This window comes from Pararhizobium arenae, from assembly GCF_001931685.1.
GTDB lineage: Bacteria > Pseudomonadota > Alphaproteobacteria > Rhizobiales > Rhizobiaceae > Pararhizobium > Pararhizobium arenae.
The window spans coordinates 378,520-400,011 of sequence record NZ_MOOY01000004.1 but is presented as its reverse complement, the minus strand read 5'-3'; the positions used below and the strand labels follow the sequence as shown (position 1 = coordinate 400,011).

Here is a 21,492-nt window from a genome sequence, read left to right as displayed (position 1 = left end):
TATTGCGATGCGTCAAGACATTTTGCACTGCAGCATTTTAACTTGCGAAGCGTGTTGCATCCGCGCCATAGTAGTTGATGTAGCGGCCGGAGATGTTGTTGATCGGCAGAACAATCAAAACATCAGTTGTATTAAAGGCATGATCGACGACGGCCCCTTCGCCGACCATCGCGCCGAGACGCATGTATCCTTTGATCAGCGGCGGCAGTGCTGCCAGCGCCTTGCGCGCATTGATCGCTTCCGAGGGCATGAGGTCCATGGTCCGGAAAAGCTCCGGTCGGGCCGACACCTGCCACTCGTCCGTCACCCGCACCGTATGGTGCAGGAAGGACAGGGCAAGCGCGTGTTCCGCAGGGATCCGGCCCGGGAAAGAGCCGCAACCGAACATGGCGTCGATACCGTGCTTCAGCGCATAGGCCCAGTTGCCCTGCCAGAGCAGTTCGACCGTGCGCTTGGTGCGATACTCCGGCAGCACGCAGGAGCGGCCGAGTTCCATGAACTTCTTGTTTGGATGACGCTCGATCAACGCATCGACCCCGAATTCGGAAGCCGAATAGAAGCCGCCGGTCTGGCGGGCGACATCCTGGCGTAGCAGACGGTACGTGCCGACGATCTGTTCCTCGGCATCGCCCTCGATCGCTGTGTCGAGCACCAGAAGATGGTCGCAGACGGCATCCCAGGCGTCGATGTCGCGCCGACGCCGCTCGATATCAGCGGTGGCCTGAGCCTTCATTTCCTCGTAGAAAACCCGGTAGCGAACGGCCTGGGCGGCATCGATTTCAGACGCGGTGCGCGCCAACCGGGTCTCCAGCGTGCCGATGCGACCCAGCACATCGGAAGCCGGTGCAACAGTCGTCCGGATGCGCGTTTGTGGCTGCTCAATCAACCCCGCCCGATCCAAGATTTCTATCGTCATCGCTGGTGATCCTGACCACTTCGTTCTGCCGGGCTTAAACCATGTTTCTGCGACAGCATAGTGACATGATCGACAGCGCAAAACAGCCCGGATTGATTGTGGCTACAGGCCCAGCAGGCGGTTCACCTCAGCCATCAGCCGGGCCGGATCGACAGGCTTGGCAAGCACGGCAGAGGCGCCGGCCTTCAGCAACTCTTCGCTCGTTTCGGGGCGCGTATCCGACGTCAGCACGATGACGGGAACGGGTCGCCTGCCGTTGCCGCGCTCTTCCTTGCGCAGCCGTATGATCATGCTCAGCCCGTCGCCGCCCGGCATGTTGAGGTCGCTGACAATCAGTTCCGGCGTCATGCGCTCGTCCTTCGGCGCATCGAACAGCAGCTTCCCGAGCGCCGAGAAATCGCTGACCGGCCGCACCGTATGCCCGGACTTTTCCAGCACCGAGCGAACGATCAGCGCGTTGACCGGATCATCCTCGGCAAGAAGAATACCCTTGCGCAGGGACTCCGAGCGGATGGTCGGCACTTCGCGCAGCATGGGCCGGTTGTCGTTGATCGCGTCTCTCACTTCCATGCCTTTCATGCGGCCGCGCAAAACCTCGACAAGCGAGCGCTCGCGCAGCGGACGGATCAGCCAGGCCTGGTATCCGTCGATCTGGTTCATCGGTCGTCCGTTGCGCTCTTCCGGGTTCACCAGATAGATGCGGCGGATTTTCAGTTGCGCGAGGCCGGGCAGATCGGCGATCAGCCGCCGGAACTGCGCCGCATGGCGATGGTCGACGACGATATCGGTCAGGGGAGCCTTGCCGCTGGCCGCCCGTCCAGCATGGATTCGCGCCTCGGCAAACGTGTCCGCCAGAACGCAATGCCCGCCTAGCGTCGTCACCGTTTCCATAAGCGCGCGTGCAGCCGGCCCCTTTGGCGCCATGACCAACACCCGCGATCCTTCCAGCGTACCCCGCCGGCTGCGGGCAGACGCCGACAGATTTTCGATGCAGACCGGGAAACGGATTTCGAAGGTCGTACCCTTGCCGAGCTCGCTGGTGAGCGTCAGGCTGCCACCGACCTGCTCCATGATGTGGCGGGAAATGGCAAGCCCAAGGCCCGAACCGCCGCTGCGCTGCACATTGTCGCCCGCCTGCTCGAACTCGTCGAAAATACGGGCCTGTTCCTCTGCCGTCATACCGGGGCCGGTGTCCTCCACGCGCACGAATAGCGCCTTGCCGGAGAGATCGACGCTGACGAAGACGCCGCCCTTGTGCGTGAACTTCACCGCATTGCCGATGACGTTGAACAGCACCTGGCGCAGGCGGGCCGCATCGAACTCCATGAGGCCGGGAACCGCGGCCGCAACCGTCGCGCCGATCTCGATGCCCTTTTCGTGCGCCCGGCTCGACAGCATCTCGACAACGCTTTCGATCGTGTCGCGCACGGCTTCCTCCGATGGGCGCAGCTGGAAACGTCCAGCCTCGATCGAGGAAAAGTCGAGCAGGTCGTCCACCAGTTGCACCAGCGCGTGGCCCGATTGGCGCATGCCGGCAAGATAGTTCTTCTGCTCGCCCGTCAATCTGGTCTGGCTGATGAGATGGCTCATGCCCAGAATGCCGGAAAGCGGCGTGCGGATTTCGTGACTGACGGTCGCCAGCAGCCGGGATTTTGCCTGGCTTGCCTGTTCGGCGCGGCGGCGGGCGTTTTCGCTTTCGCGGGCGGCACGACTTTCCTCGGTGATATCGCGGGCGATGCTGTGCATCATCAGCGCACCGCTGCCCGACTGGCGGGCCATGACGTCGTGCCAGTCGAAAATGCGTGGCCCCGTCGCACCGGCGATGCGCACGCGGTAGTGATCGGGCTCCGGCATCGGTTCGAAATCTATGCCCAGCGCTTCACAGGTCATGCCTTCCGGGCGCGATTGGCCTGTCACACGGCGAAAAACCCTGTTGGCCTCAACGATCCTGCCGCCGGGCTCGCGCACGAGAGCGATATCGCCCAGTGCATCGTGAATGGTCGAGAGCAGCCCGGAGGCTTCGCTGCGCTCCCATTTGCGATCGCTCGCCCGCTCATTCGGCGCGACCTCAAGAGCAACGGAGCGGGATTTCAACGAACGATACCAGTCTGCCAGAAGAACAGCCGCGCCTGCTGCACCGGCAAAGGCAAGCCCGCCGGACAGGAGTTCGAGACCCGCATCCGCGCCGGTACCAAGGATCGCCGCTGAGCAAAGCAGACCCGCGCCGGCGACCGCGGGCTTGAGAACCGCGTAACGTTCCGATACCGGCGTCGTGTCTTCTGCGGCGTCTATATCATCGGCTTCGTCGTCCGCATGCTCGTGCATCCGGTAGCGAGCGCCTGACAAGCGGTTCTGCGCGACGAGTTCGCGCGACAGACGTTGGTGAAGGTTCGACAATTCGCCCATGTCGTCCTTGGGGCCGCGGGCGAAGACCACGCACACCCCCTCCTCTCAATCCAGAGCTTTTCCGGAATAGAGGCCTAGCACGGCAAGGGTTCCGATTGCCTTTTGGCGATCCTTAAACTTTTAAGGAACTTTCTTTTTCGACTGCAGCAGCTCGTCGAGAATGATCGCGCCGGCACCGATGGTGATAAAACTGTCGGCCAGATTGAATACGGCGAAGGACCAAGTTTCCGTGTGGAAGCGGATGTAATCGATGACGTAACCGAACAACAGCCGGTCGATCAGGTTGCCAATGGCACCCGCGATGATCATCGCATAGCCGAAATGGGCAAAGGTCCGGTCGCCCGGCGTGCGTCGCCACAGCCAAAGCACGAAGGCCACGACGATCAGCCGCATGCCAACGATGAACCAGCCCTCCATATGATCGAGCATCGAGAAGGCGACGCCGTAATTGTAGATGCGGTGCAGCGCCAGAACAGGCAGCAGCGCCACATCCTCCCCGAAGGGCAGCCACATCTCGACCGCCACCTTAACCAGCTGATCGAGAACGACGGCAAGAATGATGAAGACCGCAATCGGCAGCGGCCGGGAAAAAAGTGCCACGCGTTCGCTCATGCCTTGGCGTCCAGGTCTAAAAGGTGGCGGCGTGCTTCGAACAGCATGATGCCGGTGGCGATGCCGAGGTTCAGCGAATCCGCCCTGCCCTGCTGTGGGATACGGGCGAGTGCATCGGCCTCTTTCGCCAGTTCGTCCGGCAAACCGGCCTGCTCGTTGCCCATCAGGATAACGACAGGCTTGGAGCGGTAATCGATGGTGCGATAGTCGACAGCGCCGGCCAGATGCGTGGCGACGACCCGGACGCCCGCAGACTTATGCCACTTGATAAAGTCCGCATTGCTGGCGCGGATCACCGGCATGGCGAAGACCGAGCCCATGGTGGCGCGCACGGTTTCGAGCGAAAACGGATCGGTCGTATCGCCAAGCAGGATAACGCCGGAAGCTCCGGCTGCATCGGCGGTGCGGATAATGGTGCCGAGATTGCCGGGATCGCGCACCCGGTCGAGGGCGACATAGGTTTCGCCTGCCGCCGGCTTAACATCCCGCAGGCTCCTGTAGCGCTGCTCGAAAATACCGACGACCATCTGCGGGTTGTCCCGCCGGGTGATCGAGGACAGAACCTTTTCGCTGACTTCCAGCACCAGCCCGCCGGTCGAAACCGTCTTCAATGCGACCTGCTCCACCTGCGTCTTGCCCTTGGCAGCCTTGGCGTAAACAAGTGTCTTGATCGTCCAGCCGAGTTCCAGTGCGTCGATCACCAGCTTCAGGCCCTCTGCCATAAAGCTACGGGTCTCGTCGCGGCTCTTCTTCTGGGCGAGTGCCTTGATGTCCTTGATGATCGGGTTGGTGAGGCTGGTGACCTCCTTCACCTGGCCGACACGGCGGGGGCCGCCATCGTGGTGGTGGTTGTCATGGCTCATTTCGGTACCCATCGGCTGAAGAGGGAGGTGGAAAGCGCGCGCGCCGGCGTCGTGCCGTCAAGGCCGCCTTCGCGCAGGATAAGCTCGCCCGATTCAACCACGCCGCCGCGCCCACGCATGGTGTCGCGCATCAGCTCGTGGATCGAATAAAAGCTCGCCCGGATGGAATAGGCCGTCAGCACGAGGCCGTGTGCCTTGGGCGACAGGATTTCGCGGCAGATGTCGAGCATCTCGGCCAGATGATCGAACAGCTGCCAGACTTCCCCGTTGGGACCACGCCCGAACTTCGGCGGATCGGTAAGGATGATGTCGTATTGGCTGCCGCGACGCGCCTCGCGCTGGATGAACTTCATGGCGTCTTCGCAGATCCAGCGGATCGGCAGGCTTTCCGCCCGGCCCAGCGTCTGGTTTTCCCGGGCCCAGCCGATCGCCTTCTTCGACGCATCCACATGGGTCACTTCCGCGCCGGCCTTCGCCGCAATCAACGAGGCAACGCCGGTATAGCCGAAGAGGTTCAGAACCTTCAGCGGGCGCCCCGCTGTCTCGATCTGTTCCTTCATCCAGCTCCAGTGTGCCAGCTGCTCGGGAAACACGCCGACATGGCGGAAAGCGGTGAACCGGCCATAGAAATCCGCATCCAGAATGCGCATCGGCCAGCTCTCGCCGAGCGCCTCCCTCGGAAACCGCCAGCGTCCGATGCCGTCTTCGTCCGTATCGCCAGTAAAGATCGCATCGGCCTTTTCCCAGACATGGGTGGGCAAAGCCGGCGGCCACAGCGCTTGTGCCTCCGGCCGCACGATCCGGTAAGGCCCGTATTGCTCGATCTTCAGCCCATGACCGCTGTCGATCAGGTGATAATCGCTAGAACCCTTGGTTTCGAGAATGATCGGGATGCGTTCGCCGGGCTTTTCGCCATCCCGCAGGGGAAGAGGCGGGCGCTGTTCGCTCTCCGCCGCTGCCGATCGCTCGGCATTTTTCGCGAGGCGGGGCTTTTCGGCACGGGCTTTCGCGGGCTGAACATTGCCGGGGCGAAAACTCCGCTCCTCGGCCTGCACGCGCGGCTTTGGTGCCGGGCGGCCAGCAACGCGGTTGGCGCCGGCCCGCAATGGCGCTGACGCGGAAGAACGTCCCGCAGGCTTGCCCACGCCGCCCTTGCCACTGCCTTTTCCCTTGGAGCCCTTGTCTTTCACGCCGTCATCCGTTCACGATCTCTCAATCTCTTGCTGCGAGCAAATAGCACCGCTCCCGCACTTGGCAAAGCGGTTTTGCCCTCGCATATAGGACGGACACGCACGGAAAAGGAACGATGTCAGCGACATGAGAGGCGACGTCAGGATTGCAGCACCGCCGCAGATCGTCTGGGAGGCGCTCAACGACCCCGAATTTCTGAAAGACCTGATCCCCGGCTGCCAGTCGATGGAGCGCCTTTCCGAGACGGAAACGCTGGCCACCGTCAAGGTCAAGTTCGGCTTCTTCTCCGCCACCTTCGCCGGCAAGATTCTGCTCAGCAACATCCACGCACCCGACAGCTACACGATCTCGGCCGAAGGTCAGGGCGGTCTCGCCGGTTTTGCGCGGGGCAGCGCCGATGTGATGATGATCCCGGAGGGGGACGAAACGCTTCTGACCTACGACGCAAAGGCCGATGTCGAAGGCAAGCTCGCGCAGATGGGCGGCAAACTGATCGATTCAACTGTCGGCAAACTCGCCCAACGCTTCTTCGACGACTTCAACGCCGCTGTCAGCGAGCGCGCCGGAGCATGATCAGCTCAACCTGATCAAACCGACCGGGACGGAACAAGCGCCTGCGACGCAATATTCTCCGCCCGCACCCGCTGCTTTTCAGCTTCCGTATGCCACTTCACCGCCTCGTGTGCCTCGTTGCGGGCACGCTTGCGGTATTTGTGCTGGCTGACCCAGGTCGCGAAAGACCCGACGACAAGCCCGAAAATCACCGCCAGAAACAGGAAGACGAAGAACGGCGCCGAAACAGAGAGTACGCTGTCATCCGGATTGAAGGGGTTCAGCGCAAGCCGCACGCTCTGTCGGTTGGCAACCGAAAGCACGATCAGGATGATCCCGATCGGGATCAAGACGACGAAATTGATGATCTTCTTCATTTTATGATGCACTCCGATGCGCGCGGATCACGGTTGGCCGTCACGGCAGATCGGCGGCTGCGAAGCGGCGGGCGATGGACCGCTGTCTTCACGGGAAACGACTATTCGTCGTCCTGATCGTCCGAACCGGGGTTCAGCCGCTCGCGCAGTTCCTTGCCGGTCTTGAAGAACGGCACCCATTTTTCCTCGACGAAGACGGAATCGCCGGTACGCGGGTTGCGGCCCGAGCGCGACGGACGATTCTTCACCGAGAAAGCACCAAAGCCGCGCAATTCCACACGATTTCCGGCAGCGAGTGCGTCGGTGATCTCGTCGAGCACCGCGTTGACGATATTCTCGACGTCACGGTGATAGAGATGCGGATTGCGGGCCGCGACAATCTGCACCAGCTCTGACTTGATCACTGTTGCCCCCTCTCGGTTTTATCGTTTGTTCTTCGTATTTTACGTATAGCAGGCGGTACGGGATTCAACCCTTGGGCCGGAAAGGTCTTTGCAGAACCATCGGGAGGAGCCTTCACCGCCTCCCGGTCGGCTTTCAGTTGTTGCCAACCTGCCAAACCGAGAGAAGACCGTCAAGAAACAACTTGTCTCCACCCAACTTTTCGAGCCCTCCAAGGGCAGGAAAAACCTCATATCCCAATGATTTGACCCATTCCGAGGCAATCGACCCGAGGCCAAAGCCCCAGGAATTGTCCGGCGCCTTCCAGTCGACGACCGGCAGGTCGGCATCGACCTTCCGGCTCTTGAAGTAGGCCTTGATCTCCTCCTCGCCGCCGAGCACGTCAACCAGCTTCTCTTTCAATGCCTGACGGCCGGTGAAAATGCGACCATCGGCAAGGCGCAGCGCCTCCGGCCTTGCAAGCTTGCGGCGCTCGGCCACCAGATCGACGAACCAGTCGAAACTGTCATTGATCATGGATTGAATGACGGCCTTTGCCTCCTCGCTCGGCGGATTGAACGGGTTCGGCTCGGCCTTCAGCGGCGCAGACTTGATGGTTTCCAGCGATACGCCCAGCCGGTCCATTAGCGTCTTGATCTGCGGATACTGGAACAGCACGCCGATCGAGCCGGTGATCGAGGTCTCGCCCGCGACGATCTGGTCGCCGGCAATGGCGATCATGTAACCGGCGGAGGCAGCCAGCGTGCGCACATCGGACACCACGGGCTTCTTCTCGGCCACCTTGCGGATCGCCTTGTAGATGGTCTCGCCGCCATAAGTCGTGCCGCCGGGCGATTCGATCGTCACCACCAGCCCCTTGACCGCATCTGCATTGGCGATGCGCTCAAGCCGGTCCAGAAGCTCACGGTCATCCTGGACAATACCCGAGATCGCGACGCGGGCGATCTGCGGACGCGCGGCCAATCCGGCCGATTGCGCGTTGATCGCGACATAGGTGCCGATGGCAGCCACAAGAATGAGGAGAATGCACAGGATGCGCCAAAATCCGAGTTTGCGCCGCAGTTGCCGCCGGTCGGCGATAGCCAGCTGATCCATAAGTCTTTCCTCGCGTTTTCGTCCCGCAATCCATAGCGTCGAGCGAGACGGATGTAACCTGATTTTGAAGTTTTTCGAGCCTTCCTTGTACAAGGTCAAAAAAATCTCCATATTCCCCGCAAGTCATATATTTGAATTTGTGATTAAGCCGGCTGCGCATCGTGGAACCCGACGCGGCGACGACAGGTTTCTTTATGAACGAAATGCCTTTTACCGGGGCGCTTGCCAACTCCGGAGCGCTTCTGCCGGACCCCTATTCCGAGGCCGTGCGCCATTCGCGCCGGGTCACTCGATTGAAAATCCTGTTGCCTCTGCTCGCAACGGTGATCGCAATCATGTTCATCGCCGTCTCCGTCGTTCGCGCATTTTTGCCGGAAGAGCTGCAGATCGAAAACGCCACGATCGAAAACGGCAAGATCGTGATGCAGAACCCTGCGATCTCCGGCCGCAACAAGCAGGATATCAGCTACTCCATGAAAGCGGCCCGCGCCCTGCAGGATATCGCCAATCCCGACATCATCACGCTGGAAACCATCCATGCGGAAATGCCGGTCAACGATACCCTGAAGGCGACAGTCGAGGCCCAGAGCGGCGTCTATGATCGCGGCAAGAACACGCTCGACATGAACGCGCCTTTCAGCATAACGATGAACAACGGCATGGTCGCCGATTTCCGCTCCGCCTATCTCGATATCAATGCCGGCGAAATGAACACCACCAAGCCCGTCGCGATCAGCATCAACGGTGGTTCCATTGTTGCACAGCAGCTGAGAATGACGGATAAGGGACGCATTGTTACATTCGAGGGCATGGTGAAGGTCGTTGTCGACCCCAGCGCCATCCGCAAGACAGCCAACTAGAAAACCGGTGCACCCATGTCGGCCCATTCCTTTTCAGCATTCCGCGTCGCTGCAGCAGTCCTTTTTCTCGGCGTAGCCCCGATTGTCGCCACGCCCGCGCTTGCGCAGGAAACCCAGAGCAGAATGAAGGGCCTGGAGCTCTCCAACGACGCCCCAATCCAGATCGAAAGCGACAAGCTGGAGATCAAGGATCCCGAGAGCAAGGCGATCTTCACCGGCAACGTCAAGGTTGTTCAGGGCACCACCACCCTGCAAGCCGGCAGCATGGTCGTTTTCTACAAAAAGGGCGGCGGCGCGATCTCCAGCGGCAATGCCGATATCGACCGTATCGAGGTCAACGACAAGGTTTTCCTCCAGTCCGGCACCCAGCAGGCGACCGCCGATAACGGCGAGTTCAACATGACGGCCCAGACGCTTGTCTTGAAGGGCAAGCAGGTCGTGCTGTCTGAGGGCAAGAACGTCTTCACCGGCTGCCAGCTGAATGTCCAGATGAACACCGGCGAGGCACAGCTTCAGGCCTGTGGCGGTCGTGTCCAGATTCAGCTGGACCCGAAATCCCAGAAGACCAACTGACGCGGCCCCCGTGAATATTCCTTTTCTCCACAAGCGCAAACGCGCCAAAACCGCGGCTGCGGCATCGGCAAAACCGGCAACGGACAAGGCCCGTTACGACGGAACGCTGATCGCGCGCGGTCTTACCAAATCCTATCGCGGCCGTCGTGTCGTGGGCGGCGTTTCGCTGGTCGTGCGCCGCGGTGAATCGGTCGGCCTGCTCGGTCCGAACGGAGCCGGCAAGACGACCTGCTTCTACATGATCACCGGCCTCGTGCCTGTCGATGAAGGCTCGATCGAAATCAACGGCAACGACGTGACGACGATGCCGATGTATCGCCGCGCCCGCCTCGGTGTCGGCTACCTCCCGCAGGAAGCCTCGATCTTTCGCGGGCTGACGGTCGAGGAAAACATCCGCGCCGTTCTCGAGCTTCACGACAAGAACCGCGAGCGACGCGAGAGCAAGCTGAACGAGCTGCTGGGCGAGTTCAACATTTCCCACCTGCGCAAATCGCCGGCCGTTGCCCTGTCGGGCGGTGAGCGCCGGCGCCTTGAAATCGCCCGCGCGCTGGCGACCGACCCCACCTTCATGCTGCTCGACGAACCCTTTGCGGGCGTCGATCCGATTTCGGTCGCGGACATCCAGGCGCTCGTCCGCCATCTCACATCCCGCGGAATTGGCGTTCTGATCACCGATCACAATGTTCGCGAGACGCTGGGCCTGATCGACCGCGCCTACATCATTCATGCCGGTGAAGTCTTGACCCATGGCCGGGCGAACGACATCGTGACGAACCCCGATGTCCGACGCCTTTATCTTGGCGATAATTTCAGCCTTTGAGGACGAGGTGCGGTTTTTGACAAAACGGCGCTCTGAAACGAAATTACGCAAGTCAGGACGTCAAGCGCAATATTGCGAACGATTTTCGACCCGTTTCATCTTATTTACGACGGGCGCTTGACCAAACCTTTGGAATAAGCAATTTTTGGGCCAGTTGAGGGATCGACCGCTGGCCAACGCATGCCAAGCGTCGTTACGCCCTTAAATTCGAGGGGAGTTTCGCGTCCGAATGGCATTGTCAGCCAGCCTCTTCCTGCGCCAGAGCCAGACACTGGCCATGACGCCGCAACTGATGCAGTCGATCCAGCTCTTGCAGATGACGCATCTGGAGCTGACCCATTTCATCGAACAGGAAGTCGAGAAAAACCCCCTGCTGGAGTTCGTATCCGGCGATGAGTCCTTGGGTGGCGACCGGCACGGCAAGGAGGACTTTCACGCCTCCGAGGACGGATCGGCAAACGACGGCGCGCCCGCCTTCGAGGCGCTCGGCGACGTCTACGACAGCACCACCGCGACAACCAGCGAGCGGATGAGCGAGCAGCTGGATTCCAATTTCGAAAACGTCTTTCCCGACGACATGGGGCCGCAACGCGCGGATGCGCCCGAACTGCTGGGGCAGTGGAAATCCATGCCGGGCAGCGGCGGCGAGGAAGGCTACGATCTTGAGGATTTCGTCGCCAACCAGACAACGCTGCGCGACTTTCTCGATACCCAGATTCCTTTCTGCGTTCACGGCCCGACAGATCGCCTGATCGCTCAGCAGCTTGCCGACCACCTCGATGATGCCGGCTACCTGCATGCGGATATCGGCGAAATCGCCGACCGCCTCGGCACCACGCGGGCCGATGTCGCCCGGGTGCTGGAAAACCTGCAGCAGCTCGATCCTCCCGGCGTATTCGCCAGAAACCTGAGCGAATGCCTTGCAATCCAGCTGCGCCAGCGTGATCGGCTCGATCCCAAGCCCGGCACCGGCTTCGAGGCCGGCACGTCCGAGTCGATCATTCCCGATATCGTGGTGCGCGCGGCGGCCGATGGCAGCTGGGCAATCGAGCTCAATCCGGAAACCTTGCCGCGCGTGCTCGTCAACCAGAGCTACTACACGACCGTTTGCCGCCATACGCCGAAGAACAGCGAGGACCATGCCTTTCTTTCGGAATGCCTGCAAACGGCGAACTGGCTGACCCGCAGCCTTGATCAGCGCGCCCGCACCATCATGAAGGTTGCGACCGAGATCGTGCGCCAGCAGGACGCCTTTCTGGTCCACGGCGTCGATCACCTGCGGCCGCTGAACCTGAAGACCGTGGCCGATGCGATCAAGATGCACGAATCCACCGTCAGCCGCGTGACGTCGAACAAATACATGCTGACACCACGAGGCCTTTTCGAGCTCAAATACTTCTTCACGGTATCGATCGGCTCGGCGGAGGGCGGCGATGCGCATTCGGCGGAATCCGTCCGTCACCGCATCCGCAACATGATCACCCTGGAGAGCCCGGATGCCGTGCTTTCGGATGACGATATCGTCGATCTCCTGAAGAAGGGCGGCATCGACATCGCCCGCCGCACGGTTGCCAAATACCGGGAGGCGATGAACATCCCCTCATCGGTGCAGCGCCGCCGTGAAAAACGCGCGATGGCCAAGGTATCGGCCTGACCCGGCCTTTCAACGTCCTCTTTGGACCTTCAAGGCTCGTCCTCACGATTAGTCGCTTTTTAACCATTGGCTTGACTTCCCGCGACATCGCCTGTAATAGGCCGCCGCTAAAGGCAGGGTTTGAGACCCGGCAATAGAGCGATCCCGTACATTTCAAGCTGATCGGCGCAAAATTTCTTTGCGTGCGTGAAATGCTTGGATGACGGGTGCGGTTGGAATAGACTGGCTACGCAAATCACGAAAAGAGAGGAAACTCCATGAGTGTGCGTGTATCCGGTAAACATATGGAAATCGGCGAAAGCTTCCGTCTGCGGATTGAAGACCAGATAGAGCAAGCCGTTACGAAATATTTTGACGGAGGATATTCAAGCCAAGTCACTGTGGAAAAATCCGGATCTCGTTTCAATGCCGATTGCAAGATTCACCTCGATAGCGGGGCTGCCTTGCAGGCAAGCGGCGAAGCGAATGACCCGCAAGCGGCGTTCGATGCCGCGTCGGATCGCATTGCAAAGCGCATCCGCCGCTACAAGCGCAAGCTCAAGGATCACCACAATGGCAATGGCCATGCTGGATTTGCCGAAGTAGCGTATACCGTGATGGATTCCGTACCCGACGAAGACGATGAGCTTCCGGAGGATTACGCACCGACGATCGTCGCGGAAAGTTCGAAACAGCTGAAGACGATGTCTGTCGCAACCGCCGTGATGGCGCTCGACATGACCGATGAACCCGTCTTCATGTTCCGTAGCCCAGGCAATGAGCATCTGAATATCGTCTATCGACGCAACGATGGAAATATTGGCTGGATCGACGCCGCCAATATCAAGGGCTGAGCAGACGAGCGCGGGGACGGTGAAAGCCGCTCCCGCGCCCTGCCTTCCTGGCGGTGATGCGGACCTAGACCGGTCCGTCGAAACCGTTGACAGACGATCCGTAGGGCTTTGACCGGCACGTCGCCGGGCGCTAAACTCTACCGGGGCAACGAGGATAACAAGAATGGCATTGGCAGGCTTGCTGCAACAGAATGCAATAATCCCGGCCATGAAGGCCAACTCCAAGAAGCAGCTGCTTCAGGAGCTGGCGGCCAAGGCATCCAAGATCACCGGACTTCCCGAGCGGGAAATTTTCGATGTCATTCTCCAGCGGGAGCGCTTGGGCTCGACGGGTGTCGGCAATGGCATCGCCATTCCGCATGGCAAGCTGTCCCATCTCGGCTCGATCATCGGCATCTTTGCGCGGCTCGAATCCCCGGTCGATTTCGAGGCGCTGGATGACCAGCCGGTCGATCTCGTCTTCCTGCTTCTCGCCCCGGAAGGTGCGGGTGCCGATCACCTGAAGGCGCTGTCGCGCATCGCCCGCGTGCTGCGTGACCCGGACATGGTGGCAAAACTGCGCGCCACGGATTCGGCCTCGGCCATCTACGCCTTCCTCAGCGACGACCAAGCCTCCAACGCGGCCTGATCTCCCTTACCTGCTTGATCTCAAAAGCTGTCGGTATCCCGGATATCGACAGCTTTTGTTTTGTCGATAATATCCTCGCAACAACAAGACGAGGAGAACCGCATGCCAGGCAGACTTTCGGGAAAAACCGCCCTGATCAGCGGCGGCGCGGGGGGCTGCGGACTTGCCGCGTCCCAGCTTTTTGCCCGCGAAGGCGCACGCGTCGGCATCGTCGACCTGCCACGCAGCAAGGGTGAGGAAGTTGCAGCCGCAATCCGCGCTGAAGGTGGCGAGGCGATCTTCGCACCAGCCGACGTTTCCGTTTCCTCCGAGGTCAAATCAGCCGTAAAGGCCGTGGAAGAAGCTTTCGGCGCCATCACGGTGCTCTTCAACCACGCCGGCATTCTCGCCGTCGGCCCCTTCCTTGAAACGGAAGAAGACGAGTGGGACCGCCTGATGGCCGTCAATGTCCGCTCGATGTTCCTGATGACCAAGGCCGTGCTGCCCGGCATGCTGGCGGCCGGTGGCGGCAGCATCGTCTCGACGTCCTCGATCTCAGCCGTCGCCGCAACCCCGATGGAAGTGCTCTACGACACGACCAAGGGCGCCTGCCATATGTTCGCCCGCGCCATCGCCGTGGAATTCCGCGACCGCGGCATTCGTTCCAATGCCGTCTGCCCCGGCTTCATCGCCACCGACCACGGCAAGCGTGAACTGGTCGGCCTTGCCAAATACGGCGTCGATGTCTCCGATGCCGCAATCGCCGCCCAGCAGGGCCGCATGTGCGATCCGATGGAAGTGGCGCAGGCCGCCCTTTTCCTCGCCAGCGATGAATCCAGCTTCGTCAACGGCACCCATCTTTTCGTCGACAACTGCTTCACCGCAGTCTGAGCAAGGAAGGCAGAGATATGATGGAAGCAGGCGGACACTGGCGCAACTGGGTCGGAAACCAGTCGTGCATCGTCAGACACAGAGGCGCACCGAGCAGCGAGGCGGCCTTGGCCGAGATGGTGCGGGAGGCGACATCGAACGGCTTGAACGTGCGCTGCGCCGGTTCGGGTCACTCCTTCACCCCGGTCGCGCTCACCAGCGGCCTGCACCTCACCCTTTCCGGGTTACAGGGCATCACCCATATCGACACGACCCGCAAGCGGGTCTCGGTCCATGCCGGCACCACCATCAACACGCTCGGCAAGGCACTGAAGGAAGCGGGCCTCTCGCTGATCAACCAGGGTGACATAGACAGCCAGGCGCTGGCCGGCGCCTTGACCACCGGGACCCACGGCACCGGCATCAAGCTCGGCAACATGGCCTCGCAGATCGTCGGCATGCGGCTCGTCCAGCCGGACGGCAGTATCCTCGTCGTTGATGAAAGCCAACCAGATCTCCTGAACGCCGCCCGTGTCTCCGTCGGCATGCTGGGCGTGATCTCGGAAATCACCCTGCAGACCATGGAGAGCTACAATCTCCATGAAAGGCTCTGGCGCTGCACCTTCGACGAGTGCATGGAGCAACACGACGATCTCGCCGCCAACCACCGCCATTTCGGCTTTTTCTGGTGCCCCGTGCCGGAAAGCCGCCATTGCTATTGCCTGCCGGACACCTCCTCCGTCTCGACCACCGACAGCCTCTCGGATGTCTGCGAGATGAAGACCATCGACATCACCACCGAAGCGCCGATGGAGCGCGGTTTCGAGAAAATCGCCTATTCCTCGGAAATCTATCCGATCGAATACGTGCCGAATTTCCACGAACTGGAATATGCCTTGCCGCTGCGCTACGGCAAGCAGGCCTGCATGGAGGTGCGCAAGCTGATGCTGGAAAAGCATCCGACCTGCATCTACCCGATCGAATACCGCTTCACCGCCGGCGATCCCGGCTGGATCAGCCCGTTCTTCGAGCAGGATTCGATCACGCTGTCGGTCTCGGGCGAGCCTGGCACGGATTACTGGAACTACCTGAAGGACGTGGACGATATCCTGCGCCAGTTCGGCTCGCGCCCACACTGGGGCAAGCTCCACTTCCTCGGCGCGGACGACTTGACGGCGCTCTATCCGCGCGCGGGGGATTTCAAGGCACTGCGTAACAAGCTCGACCCGGAAGGCCGTTTTCTCAACAACCACCTGAAGCAGTTGTTTGGATAAAAGGTGCGGCAAACTCCCTCTTCTCCCCAGCGGGGAGAAGATGCCCGAAGGGCAGATGAGGGGGTCTTCGCCGCGTATTCGGAGCAAGCCGCCCCCTCATCCGGCGCTCCGCGCCACCTTCTCCCCACTGGGGAGAAGAGGAAAGCCGCAGCAAACTCGATCGTCCCCTCTCCCCGCCTGCGGGGAGAGGGTTAGGGTGAGGGGCAAAGCCACAAAAGAAAAAGGGGCGAAAACCGCCCCTCATCCGCCCTTCGGGCACCTTCTCCCCGCAGGCGGGGAGAAGGAAACTACAGCAGCCTTACGCCGCCGGCGTCTCGCCTTCGACGATCGCGATCTTCGGGCCGCCCTTGGCGACGCCGACCATGGCCGGCCGCAGCACGCGGTCGCCGATCGTGTAGCCTGCCTGAACCACCTGAACCACGGTGTTGTTCGGCACATCCGGGTTTGGAACCTCGAACATTGCCTGATGGAAGTTCGGGTCGAACTTCTGGCCTTCCGGCTCCAGCTTCTTCACGCCGTGACGCTCCAGGGCCGACAGCATCGAGCGCTCGGTCATCTCGACGCCTTCGATCAGCGCATTGAGACCGGCTTCGCCGGCCGCGCGGGCTTCGGCCGGGATGGCGTCCAGCGCGCGGCGCAGGTTGTCGGAAACGGCCAGCATGTCGCGGGCAAAGCCCGCGACGGAATAGGACTTGGCATCCTTCACATCGCGCTCGGTGCGGCGGCGCAGGTTGTCCATTTCGGCGGCAAGGCGCAGATAGCGGTCGCGCATCTCGGCAGCTTCGGCGCGTGCGGCTTCAAGCGGGTCGGGTCGGGCCTCTTCGGCAGCAGCCTGCGCATCGGCTTCGGCGGAGGCTTCTGCGGCGCGGGCTTCTTCTTCGGTGTAGGCCTCGGGGCCGTGTTTGTTGGTGTCTTCGGTCATACCGGTCTCCGGAAAGTCTAGATGGTGCCGATATCGAGCTTCAAGGCTCAAAAATCAAGGGCGTAAGTGGCCCTAAGTCCGGCGGGAAAGTCGCGACATTACCTGTGCTGTGTAATCCACCATAGGCACGATGCGGGAATAGTTGAGGCGCGTCGGTCCGATGACCCCGACAGCACCGATGATCTTCTCGTCGCTGTCCTTATAGGGCGCGACGATCAGCGACGAGCCGGAAAGCGAAAACAGCTTGTTTTCCGATCCGATAAAGATGCGAACGCCCGATCCCGTCTCCGCCAGATTGAGAATTTCGATCAGGCTATCCTTCTTTTCGAGATCGTCGAACAGCATGCGCAGCCGGTCGATATCCTCCGCGCCGGCCAGCCCTTCCAGCAGATTGGCCCGGCCGTGGACGATGAGCTGCGTCGACTTGTCGTCCGACGCATTGCCCGACCAGATGGCAAGCCCGCGTTCCACCAGATCCTGCGAGAGTGCATCCAGTTCGGAACGAACGGCGTCCTTGACCTTCTGCATCTCGCCGCGCGCCTCGTTCAGGGTGCGGCCGGCAAGATGGGCGTTGAGAAAGTTGGCCGCTTCGGTCAGCTGCGAACTGGTGATGCCGCTCGGCAGCTCGATGATGCGGTTTTCAACCTGATCATGTTCGCCGACGAGAACCGCCAGCGCCTTGCTCGGCGCCAGCCGCATAAATTCGACGTGCTTCAGGACGGGATCGGATTTCGCCGTGATCACCAGCCCTGCCCCACGCGACATGCCCGAGAGCATCTGGCTCGCCTCGGAAAGCAGCGTTTCCACCGGCTGCACGGGGCCGTCGCGGCGCACGTGCCGGTCGATCGATGCACGGTCTTCCGCCGAGAGGTCGCCCACCTGCATGAAAGCATCGACAAAGAACCGCAGCCCCACCTGGGTCGGCAGGCGACCGGCGGAGGTGTGCGGCGAATAGATGAGACCCAGATCCTCGAGATCGCTCATGACATTGCGAACGGACGCCGGCGACAGCGACATCGGCAGAAGGCGCGAAAGACTGCGCGAACCGAGCGGCTCGCCGCTATCGAGATAGCTCTCGACGATCCGGCGGAAGATTTCCCCCGAGCGCTCATCGAGCGAAGAGGGCGCGTCACGCATCCCAGATCTGTTGATCACCATTTACGCTGCAAATTCCACGCTGTTTCGCCTACGGAAAATATAGTGATCCCGTGCGCGAGTGCAAAACGGAAAATGCGCCGGGAACCCTTTCGACACACGCTGCCGAAAAGATTTCCCTTCTCCTCGCGATAGGATAGAAGGCTGCACAAACATCACATGGAGTTTCATGATGCGGCCCTCCGGCAGAAAAACCGACCAGATGCGCAAGGTTTCCTTCGAGCGCAATGTTTCCAAGCATGCCGAAGGCTCCTGTCTGGTCAAGTTCGGAGATACCCACGTTCTCTGCACCGCAAGCCTCGAAGACAAGACGCCGCCGTGGCTGCGCAACAGCGGCAAGGGCTGGGTCACCGCCGAATACGGCATGCTGCCGCGCGCCACCGGCGAGCGCATGAAGCGCGAAGCCGCCACCGGCAAGCAGAGCGGCCGCACCCAGGAAATACAGCGCCTTATCGGGCGCTCCCTGCGTGCTGTCGTCGACCTGCAGGCACTCGGCGAACGCCAGATCTCGATCGACTGCGACGTCATCCAGGCCGATGGCGGCACCCGCACGGCCTCGATCACCGGCGCATGGATCGCCCTTCACGACTGCCTGAAGTGGATGGAAGCCCGCAACATGATCAAGGTGGAGAAGGTGCTGAAGGACCATATCGCCGCGATCTCCTGCGGCATCTTCGCCGACCAGCCGGTCATCGACCTCGATTACCTCGAGGATTCCGCTGCCGAGACCGACGCCAACTTCGTCATGACCGGCTCCGGCGGCATCGTCGAAATCCAGGGCACGGCCGAAGGCAAGCCCTTCTCGGAAGATGAGTTTTCAACCCTGATGGGCCTCGCCAAGAACGGTATCGCCGAACTGGTGACGCTGCAGAAGCAGGCCGTCGCAGGCTGATTTTTAGGACCTATGGCGAATTTGACGACAGGATTGCCCCTCAATCTCCCCCTCTCGCGAGGGAAGATTTGGTGCGTCCTGTCGAAGACTGAGCAATCCGCCTACCCCCCTCTGCCCTGTCGGGCATCTCCCCCTCAAGGGGGGAGATCAGTTGGGGGTCGCCTCTCGCTCCCGACCTCCCCCCTTGAGGGGGAGATGTCAGCAAGGCTGACAGAGGGGGGTGAGGCGGCATATTCCAAACATCGAGGAGTGCTTGCCTATGCCTAGCCCCCTCGAAGGCATCCTCGAAACCGCCCTCTACGCCGAAGACCTCGACGCCGCCGAACATTTCTACGCCACCATCCTGGGTCTCGAAAAAATCACCCGCGTCGCCAACCGCCACGTCTTCTTCCGCTGCGGCCCGGGCGTGCTCCTAATCTTCAACCCGGAAGAGACGGTGAAGCCGCCCCATGAAGGCAGCTTGCCCGTCCCGCCTCACGGTACCACGGGCCACGGCCACGCCTGCTTCCGCGTCGCGGCGAAAAACCTCGACCTCTGGGCCGAAAAATTGACATCCGCCGGCATCTCCATCGAGGCCGACATCCGCTGGCCGACGGGCGCGCGCTCCTTCTATTTCCGCGACCCCGCCGGCAACAGCCTCGAATGCGCCGAACCCGGCCTCTGGAACATCGACTGAGAGAGAAACCCATGCGCAAGCTTGAAGACAAGACCCTGATTGTCGCCAGCCACAATGCCGGCAAGATCCAGGAAATCCGCGATCTCATTGGCCCGCTCGGCTTCTCCGCCAAGTCCGCCGCCGACCTCAACTTCATCGAGCCGGACGAAACCGGCACCACCTTCGAGGAAAACGCCACGATCAAGGCGCTGGCCTCGGCCCACGCCTCCGGTCTGCCGGCCCTCTCTGATGACAGCGGCATCGTCGTCGATGCGCTGGATGGCGCGCCGGGCGTCTATACGGCAAATTGGGCGGAAACCGCTGATGGCACCCGCGATTTCGCCATGGCCATGCAGAAGGTCGAAACGGCGCTGCAGGAAAAGGGCGCGACCACGCCGGACGCCCGCACCGCCCGCTTCGTCTCGGTGCTCTGCCTTGCCTGGCCGGATGGGCATGTCGAGCTCTTCCGCGGTGAAGTTGCCGGCAAGCTGGTCTGGCCGCCCCGGGGAACAAGCGGTTTCGGCTATGATCCGGTCTTTCAACCGGACGGCTACAACACCACATTCGGCGAAATGACCGCCGAGGAAAAACACGGCTGGAAACCGGGCGACGCCCATGCGCTCTCGCACCGTGCCCGCGCCTTCAAGCTCTTTGCCGAAACCTGCCTTGACGCGCCCAAGGGCGTCTAAGCAATTACAAACGGACTGATGTCCGAAGAAACGAACGGAATGGCCACTTTCACTTCCATCGGCGACCACACGGACCCCGGCTTCGGGGTCTATGTGCATTGGCCCTTCTGCGCCGCCAAATGCCCCTACTGTGATTTCAACAGCCACGTCCGCCACCAGCCGGTGGACCAGCCGCGCTTCGTCGAAGCCTTCTTGAAAGAGATGGCGGAGGCCCGTCGCCTCTCCGGCCCGCGCACCGTTACCAGCATCTTCATGGGCGGCGGCACGCCCTCGCTGATGGACCCGGCGACCGTCGAAGCCGTGCTGAACGGCATTGCGAAAGAATGGCATGTGCCTGACGGCATCGAGATCACCATGGAGGCAAACCCCTCCAGCGTCGAGGCGACCCGCTTTCGTGGCTACCGCGCCGCCGGCGTCAACCGTGTGTCGCTCGGCGTCCAGGCGCTGAACGACGCTGACCTCAAATTCCTTGGTCGCCTCCACAACGTCGAGGATGCCCTGAAGGCGATCAAGCTCGCCCGCGACATCTTTCCGCGCATGTCCTTCGATCTCATCTATGCCCGTCCGAAACAGACAGTCGAGGAATGGGAAAGAGAACTGAAGGAAGCCGTCTCCTACGCCGTCGATCACCTGTCGCTTTACCAGCTGACGATCGAGGAAGGCACGCCCTTCTACGGCCTGCACAAGGCCGGCAAGCTGATCGTGCCCGATGGAGAGCAATCCGCCGTGCTCTACGAGGCAACGCAGGACATCACGGCCGCCATCGGAATGCCGGCCTACGAGGTTTCGAACCACGCCGCCCCCGGTGCTGAGAGCCGCCACAACCTCACCTACTGGCGCTATGGCGACTACGCCGGCATCGGCCCCGGCGCCCATGGCCGCCTGACGATGGGGGCGAGCAAGATCGCCACCGCCACCGAGCGCAAGCCGGAAGAGTGGCTAAAGCTGGTGGAAGAAAACGGCCACGGCATGATCGATCAGGAAATCCTGGGTTATGACGAGCAGGCCGACGAACTTCTGCTCATGGGCCTGCGCCTGAAGGAAGGCATCGATCTCGTGCGCTGGCAAAGCCTTTCGGGCCGCGAACCGGACCCGGAGCGCGAACAGTTCCTGATCGAGCACGGCTTCATCGAGCGGCTCGGAAATTCCCGCCTGCGCTGCACGCCTGCGGGCATGCTGATCCTCGATGCCGTGGTTGCGGATCTCGCCTGCTGACTGCTTGCAGTCTACACCGCAACACTCCTGAAAATTAAGTGGTTTTCCAGCCGGAAAGC

The 21,492-nt window shown here is 61.3% G+C and carries 23 protein-coding genes; 13 read left to right on the top strand and 10 right to left on the bottom strand.

Annotated features, from left to right (window positions below; genetic code table 11):
- Positions 1-37: 37 nt before the first annotated feature.
- From olsB to BLX89_RS11275, 5 genes are all read right to left on the bottom strand, one after another.
- Positions 38-916 carry a l-ornithine N(alpha)-acyltransferase gene (gene olsB, locus BLX89_RS11295; protein WP_075290985.1) on the bottom strand — a complete coding sequence of 293 codons (879 nt, stop codon included), beginning with the start codon at positions 914-916 and terminating at the stop codon, positions 38-40.
- A gap of 102 nt (positions 917-1,018) precedes the next feature.
- Positions 1,019-3,352 carry a hybrid sensor histidine kinase/response regulator gene (locus tag BLX89_RS11290; RefSeq protein WP_342587594.1) on the bottom strand — a complete coding sequence of 778 codons (2,334 nt, stop codon included), beginning with the start codon at positions 3,350-3,352 and terminating at the stop codon, positions 1,019-1,021.
- Positions 3,353-3,442: 90 nt separating this feature from the next.
- On the bottom strand, positions 3,443-3,934 hold the full coding sequence (lspA, locus tag BLX89_RS11285) for a signal peptidase II (RefSeq protein WP_075290984.1): 492 nt from the start codon (positions 3,932-3,934) through the stop codon (positions 3,443-3,445).
- Positions 3,931-4,797, bottom strand: a complete 867-nt coding sequence (locus BLX89_RS11280; RefSeq protein ID WP_075291115.1) for a TrmH family RNA methyltransferase — start codon at positions 4,795-4,797, stop codon at positions 3,931-3,933. The genes lspA and BLX89_RS11280 overlap by 4 nt, the downstream gene beginning before the upstream one ends.
- Positions 4,794-5,987 (bottom strand): RsmD family RNA methyltransferase, encoded by a 1,194-nt coding sequence (locus BLX89_RS11275; protein WP_245292810.1) that lies wholly within the window; start codon positions 5,985-5,987, stop codon positions 4,794-4,796. Before BLX89_RS11275 ends, BLX89_RS11280 begins: the two co-directional genes overlap by 4 nt.
- Positions 5,988-6,114: 127 nt before the next feature.
- On the opposite strand from BLX89_RS11275, the gene BLX89_RS11270 reads away from it, so the two are divergent.
- The gene (locus BLX89_RS11270; RefSeq protein ID WP_075290983.1) at positions 6,115-6,561 is read left to right on the top strand and encodes an SRPBCC family protein; all 447 of its coding nucleotides are present in this window, start codon (positions 6,115-6,117) and stop codon (positions 6,559-6,561) included.
- Positions 6,562-6,575: 14 nt separating this feature from the next.
- On the opposite strand, the gene BLX89_RS11265 is transcribed toward BLX89_RS11270, so the two are convergent.
- The 3 genes from BLX89_RS11265 to sppA form a co-directional block, all read right to left on the bottom strand.
- On the bottom strand, positions 6,576-6,917 hold the full coding sequence (locus BLX89_RS11265; protein WP_075290982.1) for a DUF1049 domain-containing protein: 342 nt from the start codon (positions 6,915-6,917) through the stop codon (positions 6,576-6,578).
- Positions 6,918-7,018: 101 nt separating this feature from the next.
- Complete coding sequence (locus tag BLX89_RS11260) at positions 7,019-7,321, bottom strand: integration host factor subunit beta (RefSeq protein WP_075290981.1); 303 nt, start codon at positions 7,319-7,321, stop codon at positions 7,019-7,021.
- Between the two features lie 133 nt (positions 7,322-7,454).
- Complete coding sequence (gene sppA / locus BLX89_RS11255; RefSeq protein WP_075290980.1) at positions 7,455-8,414, bottom strand: signal peptide peptidase SppA; 960 nt, start codon at positions 8,412-8,414, stop codon at positions 7,455-7,457.
- Positions 8,415-8,608: 194 nt separating this feature from the next.
- On the opposite strand from sppA, the gene lptC reads away from it, so the two are divergent.
- The 8 genes from lptC to BLX89_RS11215 all read left to right on the top strand — a co-directional run bounded on the left by lptC (position 8,609) and on the right by BLX89_RS11215 (position 15,905).
- On the top strand, positions 8,609-9,274 hold the full coding sequence (lptC, locus tag BLX89_RS11250; protein ID WP_075290979.1) for an LPS export ABC transporter periplasmic protein LptC: 666 nt from the start codon (positions 8,609-8,611) through the stop codon (positions 9,272-9,274).
- 15 nt (positions 9,275-9,289) lie between these two features.
- Positions 9,290-9,847 (top strand): LptA/OstA family protein, encoded by a 558-nt coding sequence (locus tag BLX89_RS11245; RefSeq protein WP_075290978.1) that lies wholly within the window; start codon positions 9,290-9,292, stop codon positions 9,845-9,847.
- 10 nt (positions 9,848-9,857) lie between these two features.
- The gene (gene lptB, locus BLX89_RS11240; RefSeq protein WP_143523583.1) at positions 9,858-10,667 is read left to right on the top strand and encodes an LPS export ABC transporter ATP-binding protein; all 810 of its coding nucleotides are present in this window, start codon (positions 9,858-9,860) and stop codon (positions 10,665-10,667) included.
- 229 nt (positions 10,668-10,896) lie between these two features.
- Positions 10,897-12,321 carry an RNA polymerase factor sigma-54 gene (locus BLX89_RS11235; RefSeq protein WP_075290977.1) on the top strand — a complete coding sequence of 475 codons (1,425 nt, stop codon included), beginning with the start codon at positions 10,897-10,899 and terminating at the stop codon, positions 12,319-12,321.
- A 257-nt stretch (positions 12,322-12,578) separates the two neighbouring features.
- Positions 12,579-13,154: a ribosome hibernation-promoting factor, HPF/YfiA family gene (gene hpf / locus BLX89_RS11230; protein WP_075290976.1), complete on the top strand. Its 576-nt coding sequence runs from the start codon at positions 12,579-12,581 to the stop codon at positions 13,152-13,154.
- A 163-nt stretch (positions 13,155-13,317) separates the two neighbouring features.
- Complete coding sequence (ptsN, locus tag BLX89_RS11225; RefSeq protein WP_075290975.1) at positions 13,318-13,782, top strand: PTS IIA-like nitrogen regulatory protein PtsN; 465 nt, start codon at positions 13,318-13,320, stop codon at positions 13,780-13,782.
- A 102-nt stretch (positions 13,783-13,884) separates the two neighbouring features.
- Positions 13,885-14,652 carry an SDR family NAD(P)-dependent oxidoreductase gene (locus BLX89_RS11220; RefSeq protein WP_075290974.1) on the top strand — a complete coding sequence of 256 codons (768 nt, stop codon included), beginning with the start codon at positions 13,885-13,887 and terminating at the stop codon, positions 14,650-14,652.
- A gap of 17 nt (positions 14,653-14,669) precedes the next feature.
- Complete coding sequence (locus BLX89_RS11215; RefSeq protein ID WP_075290973.1) at positions 14,670-15,905, top strand: D-arabinono-1,4-lactone oxidase; 1,236 nt, start codon at positions 14,670-14,672, stop codon at positions 15,903-15,905.
- Positions 15,906-16,203: 298 nt separating this feature from the next.
- On the opposite strand, the gene grpE is transcribed toward BLX89_RS11215, so the two are convergent.
- Together grpE and hrcA are read right to left on the bottom strand one after the other, a co-directional pair.
- On the bottom strand, positions 16,204-16,827 hold the full coding sequence (grpE, locus tag BLX89_RS11210) for a nucleotide exchange factor GrpE (protein ID WP_075290972.1): 624 nt from the start codon (positions 16,825-16,827) through the stop codon (positions 16,204-16,206).
- Between the two features lie 72 nt (positions 16,828-16,899).
- A complete protein-coding gene (gene hrcA, locus BLX89_RS11205; RefSeq protein ID WP_198935142.1) occupies positions 16,900-17,964 on the bottom strand; it encodes a heat-inducible transcriptional repressor HrcA in 1,065 nt (354 codons plus the stop codon).
- 190 nt (positions 17,965-18,154) lie between these two features.
- Here hrcA and rph point away from each other — a divergent pair, with 190 nt between their 5' ends.
- From rph to hemW, 4 genes are all read left to right on the top strand, one after another.
- A complete protein-coding gene (rph, locus tag BLX89_RS11200; protein WP_075290970.1) occupies positions 18,155-18,874 on the top strand; it encodes a ribonuclease PH in 720 nt (239 codons plus the stop codon).
- Positions 18,875-19,133: 259 nt separating this feature from the next.
- Positions 19,134-19,550 (top strand): VOC family protein, encoded by a 417-nt coding sequence (locus BLX89_RS11195; RefSeq protein ID WP_075290969.1) that lies wholly within the window; start codon positions 19,134-19,136, stop codon positions 19,548-19,550.
- Between the two features lie 11 nt (positions 19,551-19,561).
- Positions 19,562-20,218 carry an RdgB/HAM1 family non-canonical purine NTP pyrophosphatase gene (rdgB, locus tag BLX89_RS11190; protein WP_075290968.1) on the top strand — a complete coding sequence of 219 codons (657 nt, stop codon included), beginning with the start codon at positions 19,562-19,564 and terminating at the stop codon, positions 20,216-20,218.
- A 39-nt stretch (positions 20,219-20,257) separates the two neighbouring features.
- Positions 20,258-21,433 (top strand): radical SAM family heme chaperone HemW, encoded by a 1,176-nt coding sequence (gene hemW / locus BLX89_RS11185; protein ID WP_075291112.1) that lies wholly within the window; start codon positions 20,258-20,260, stop codon positions 21,431-21,433.
- Positions 21,434-21,492 lie beyond the last annotated feature (59 nt).

Excerpts from the sequence above, each read along its gene's own strand:
- olsB (WP_075290985.1), bottom strand. The coding sequence starts at position 916 with ATGACGATAGAAATCTTGGATCGGGCGGGGTTGATTGAGCAGCCACAA.
- lspA (WP_075290984.1), bottom strand. The coding sequence starts at position 3,934 with ATGAGCGAACGCGTGGCACTTTTTTCCCGGCCGCTGCCGATTGCGGTC.
- BLX89_RS11280 (WP_075291115.1), bottom strand. The coding sequence starts at position 4,797 with ATGAGCCATGACAACCACCACCACGATGGCGGCCCCCGCCGTGTCGGC.
- BLX89_RS11270 (WP_075290983.1), top strand. The coding sequence starts at position 6,115 with ATGAGAGGCGACGTCAGGATTGCAGCACCGCCGCAGATCGTCTGGGAG.
- BLX89_RS11265 (WP_075290982.1), bottom strand. The coding sequence starts at position 6,917 with ATGAAGAAGATCATCAATTTCGTCGTCTTGATCCCGATCGGGATCATC.
- sppA (WP_075290980.1), bottom strand. The coding sequence starts at position 8,414 with ATGGATCAGCTGGCTATCGCCGACCGGCGGCAACTGCGGCGCAAACTC.
- lptC (WP_075290979.1), top strand. The coding sequence starts at position 8,609 with ATGAACGAAATGCCTTTTACCGGGGCGCTTGCCAACTCCGGAGCGCTT.
- BLX89_RS11245 (WP_075290978.1), top strand. The coding sequence starts at position 9,290 with ATGTCGGCCCATTCCTTTTCAGCATTCCGCGTCGCTGCAGCAGTCCTT.
- BLX89_RS11235 (WP_075290977.1), top strand. The coding sequence starts at position 10,897 with ATGGCATTGTCAGCCAGCCTCTTCCTGCGCCAGAGCCAGACACTGGCC.
- hpf (WP_075290976.1), top strand. The coding sequence starts at position 12,579 with ATGAGTGTGCGTGTATCCGGTAAACATATGGAAATCGGCGAAAGCTTC.
- ptsN (WP_075290975.1), top strand. The coding sequence starts at position 13,318 with ATGGCATTGGCAGGCTTGCTGCAACAGAATGCAATAATCCCGGCCATG.
- BLX89_RS11220 (WP_075290974.1), top strand. The coding sequence starts at position 13,885 with ATGCCAGGCAGACTTTCGGGAAAAACCGCCCTGATCAGCGGCGGCGCG.
- BLX89_RS11215 (WP_075290973.1), top strand. The coding sequence starts at position 14,670 with ATGATGGAAGCAGGCGGACACTGGCGCAACTGGGTCGGAAACCAGTCG.
- grpE (WP_075290972.1), bottom strand. The coding sequence starts at position 16,827 with ATGACCGAAGACACCAACAAACACGGCCCCGAGGCCTACACCGAAGAA.
- hrcA (WP_198935142.1), bottom strand. The coding sequence starts at position 17,964 with ATGCGTGACGCGCCCTCTTCGCTCGATGAGCGCTCGGGGGAAATCTTC.
- rph (WP_075290970.1), top strand. The coding sequence starts at position 18,155 with ATGCGGCCCTCCGGCAGAAAAACCGACCAGATGCGCAAGGTTTCCTTC.
- BLX89_RS11195 (WP_075290969.1), top strand. The coding sequence starts at position 19,134 with ATGCCTAGCCCCCTCGAAGGCATCCTCGAAACCGCCCTCTACGCCGAA.
- rdgB (WP_075290968.1), top strand. The coding sequence starts at position 19,562 with ATGCGCAAGCTTGAAGACAAGACCCTGATTGTCGCCAGCCACAATGCC.
- hemW (WP_075291112.1), top strand. The coding sequence starts at position 20,258 with ATGGCCACTTTCACTTCCATCGGCGACCACACGGACCCCGGCTTCGGG.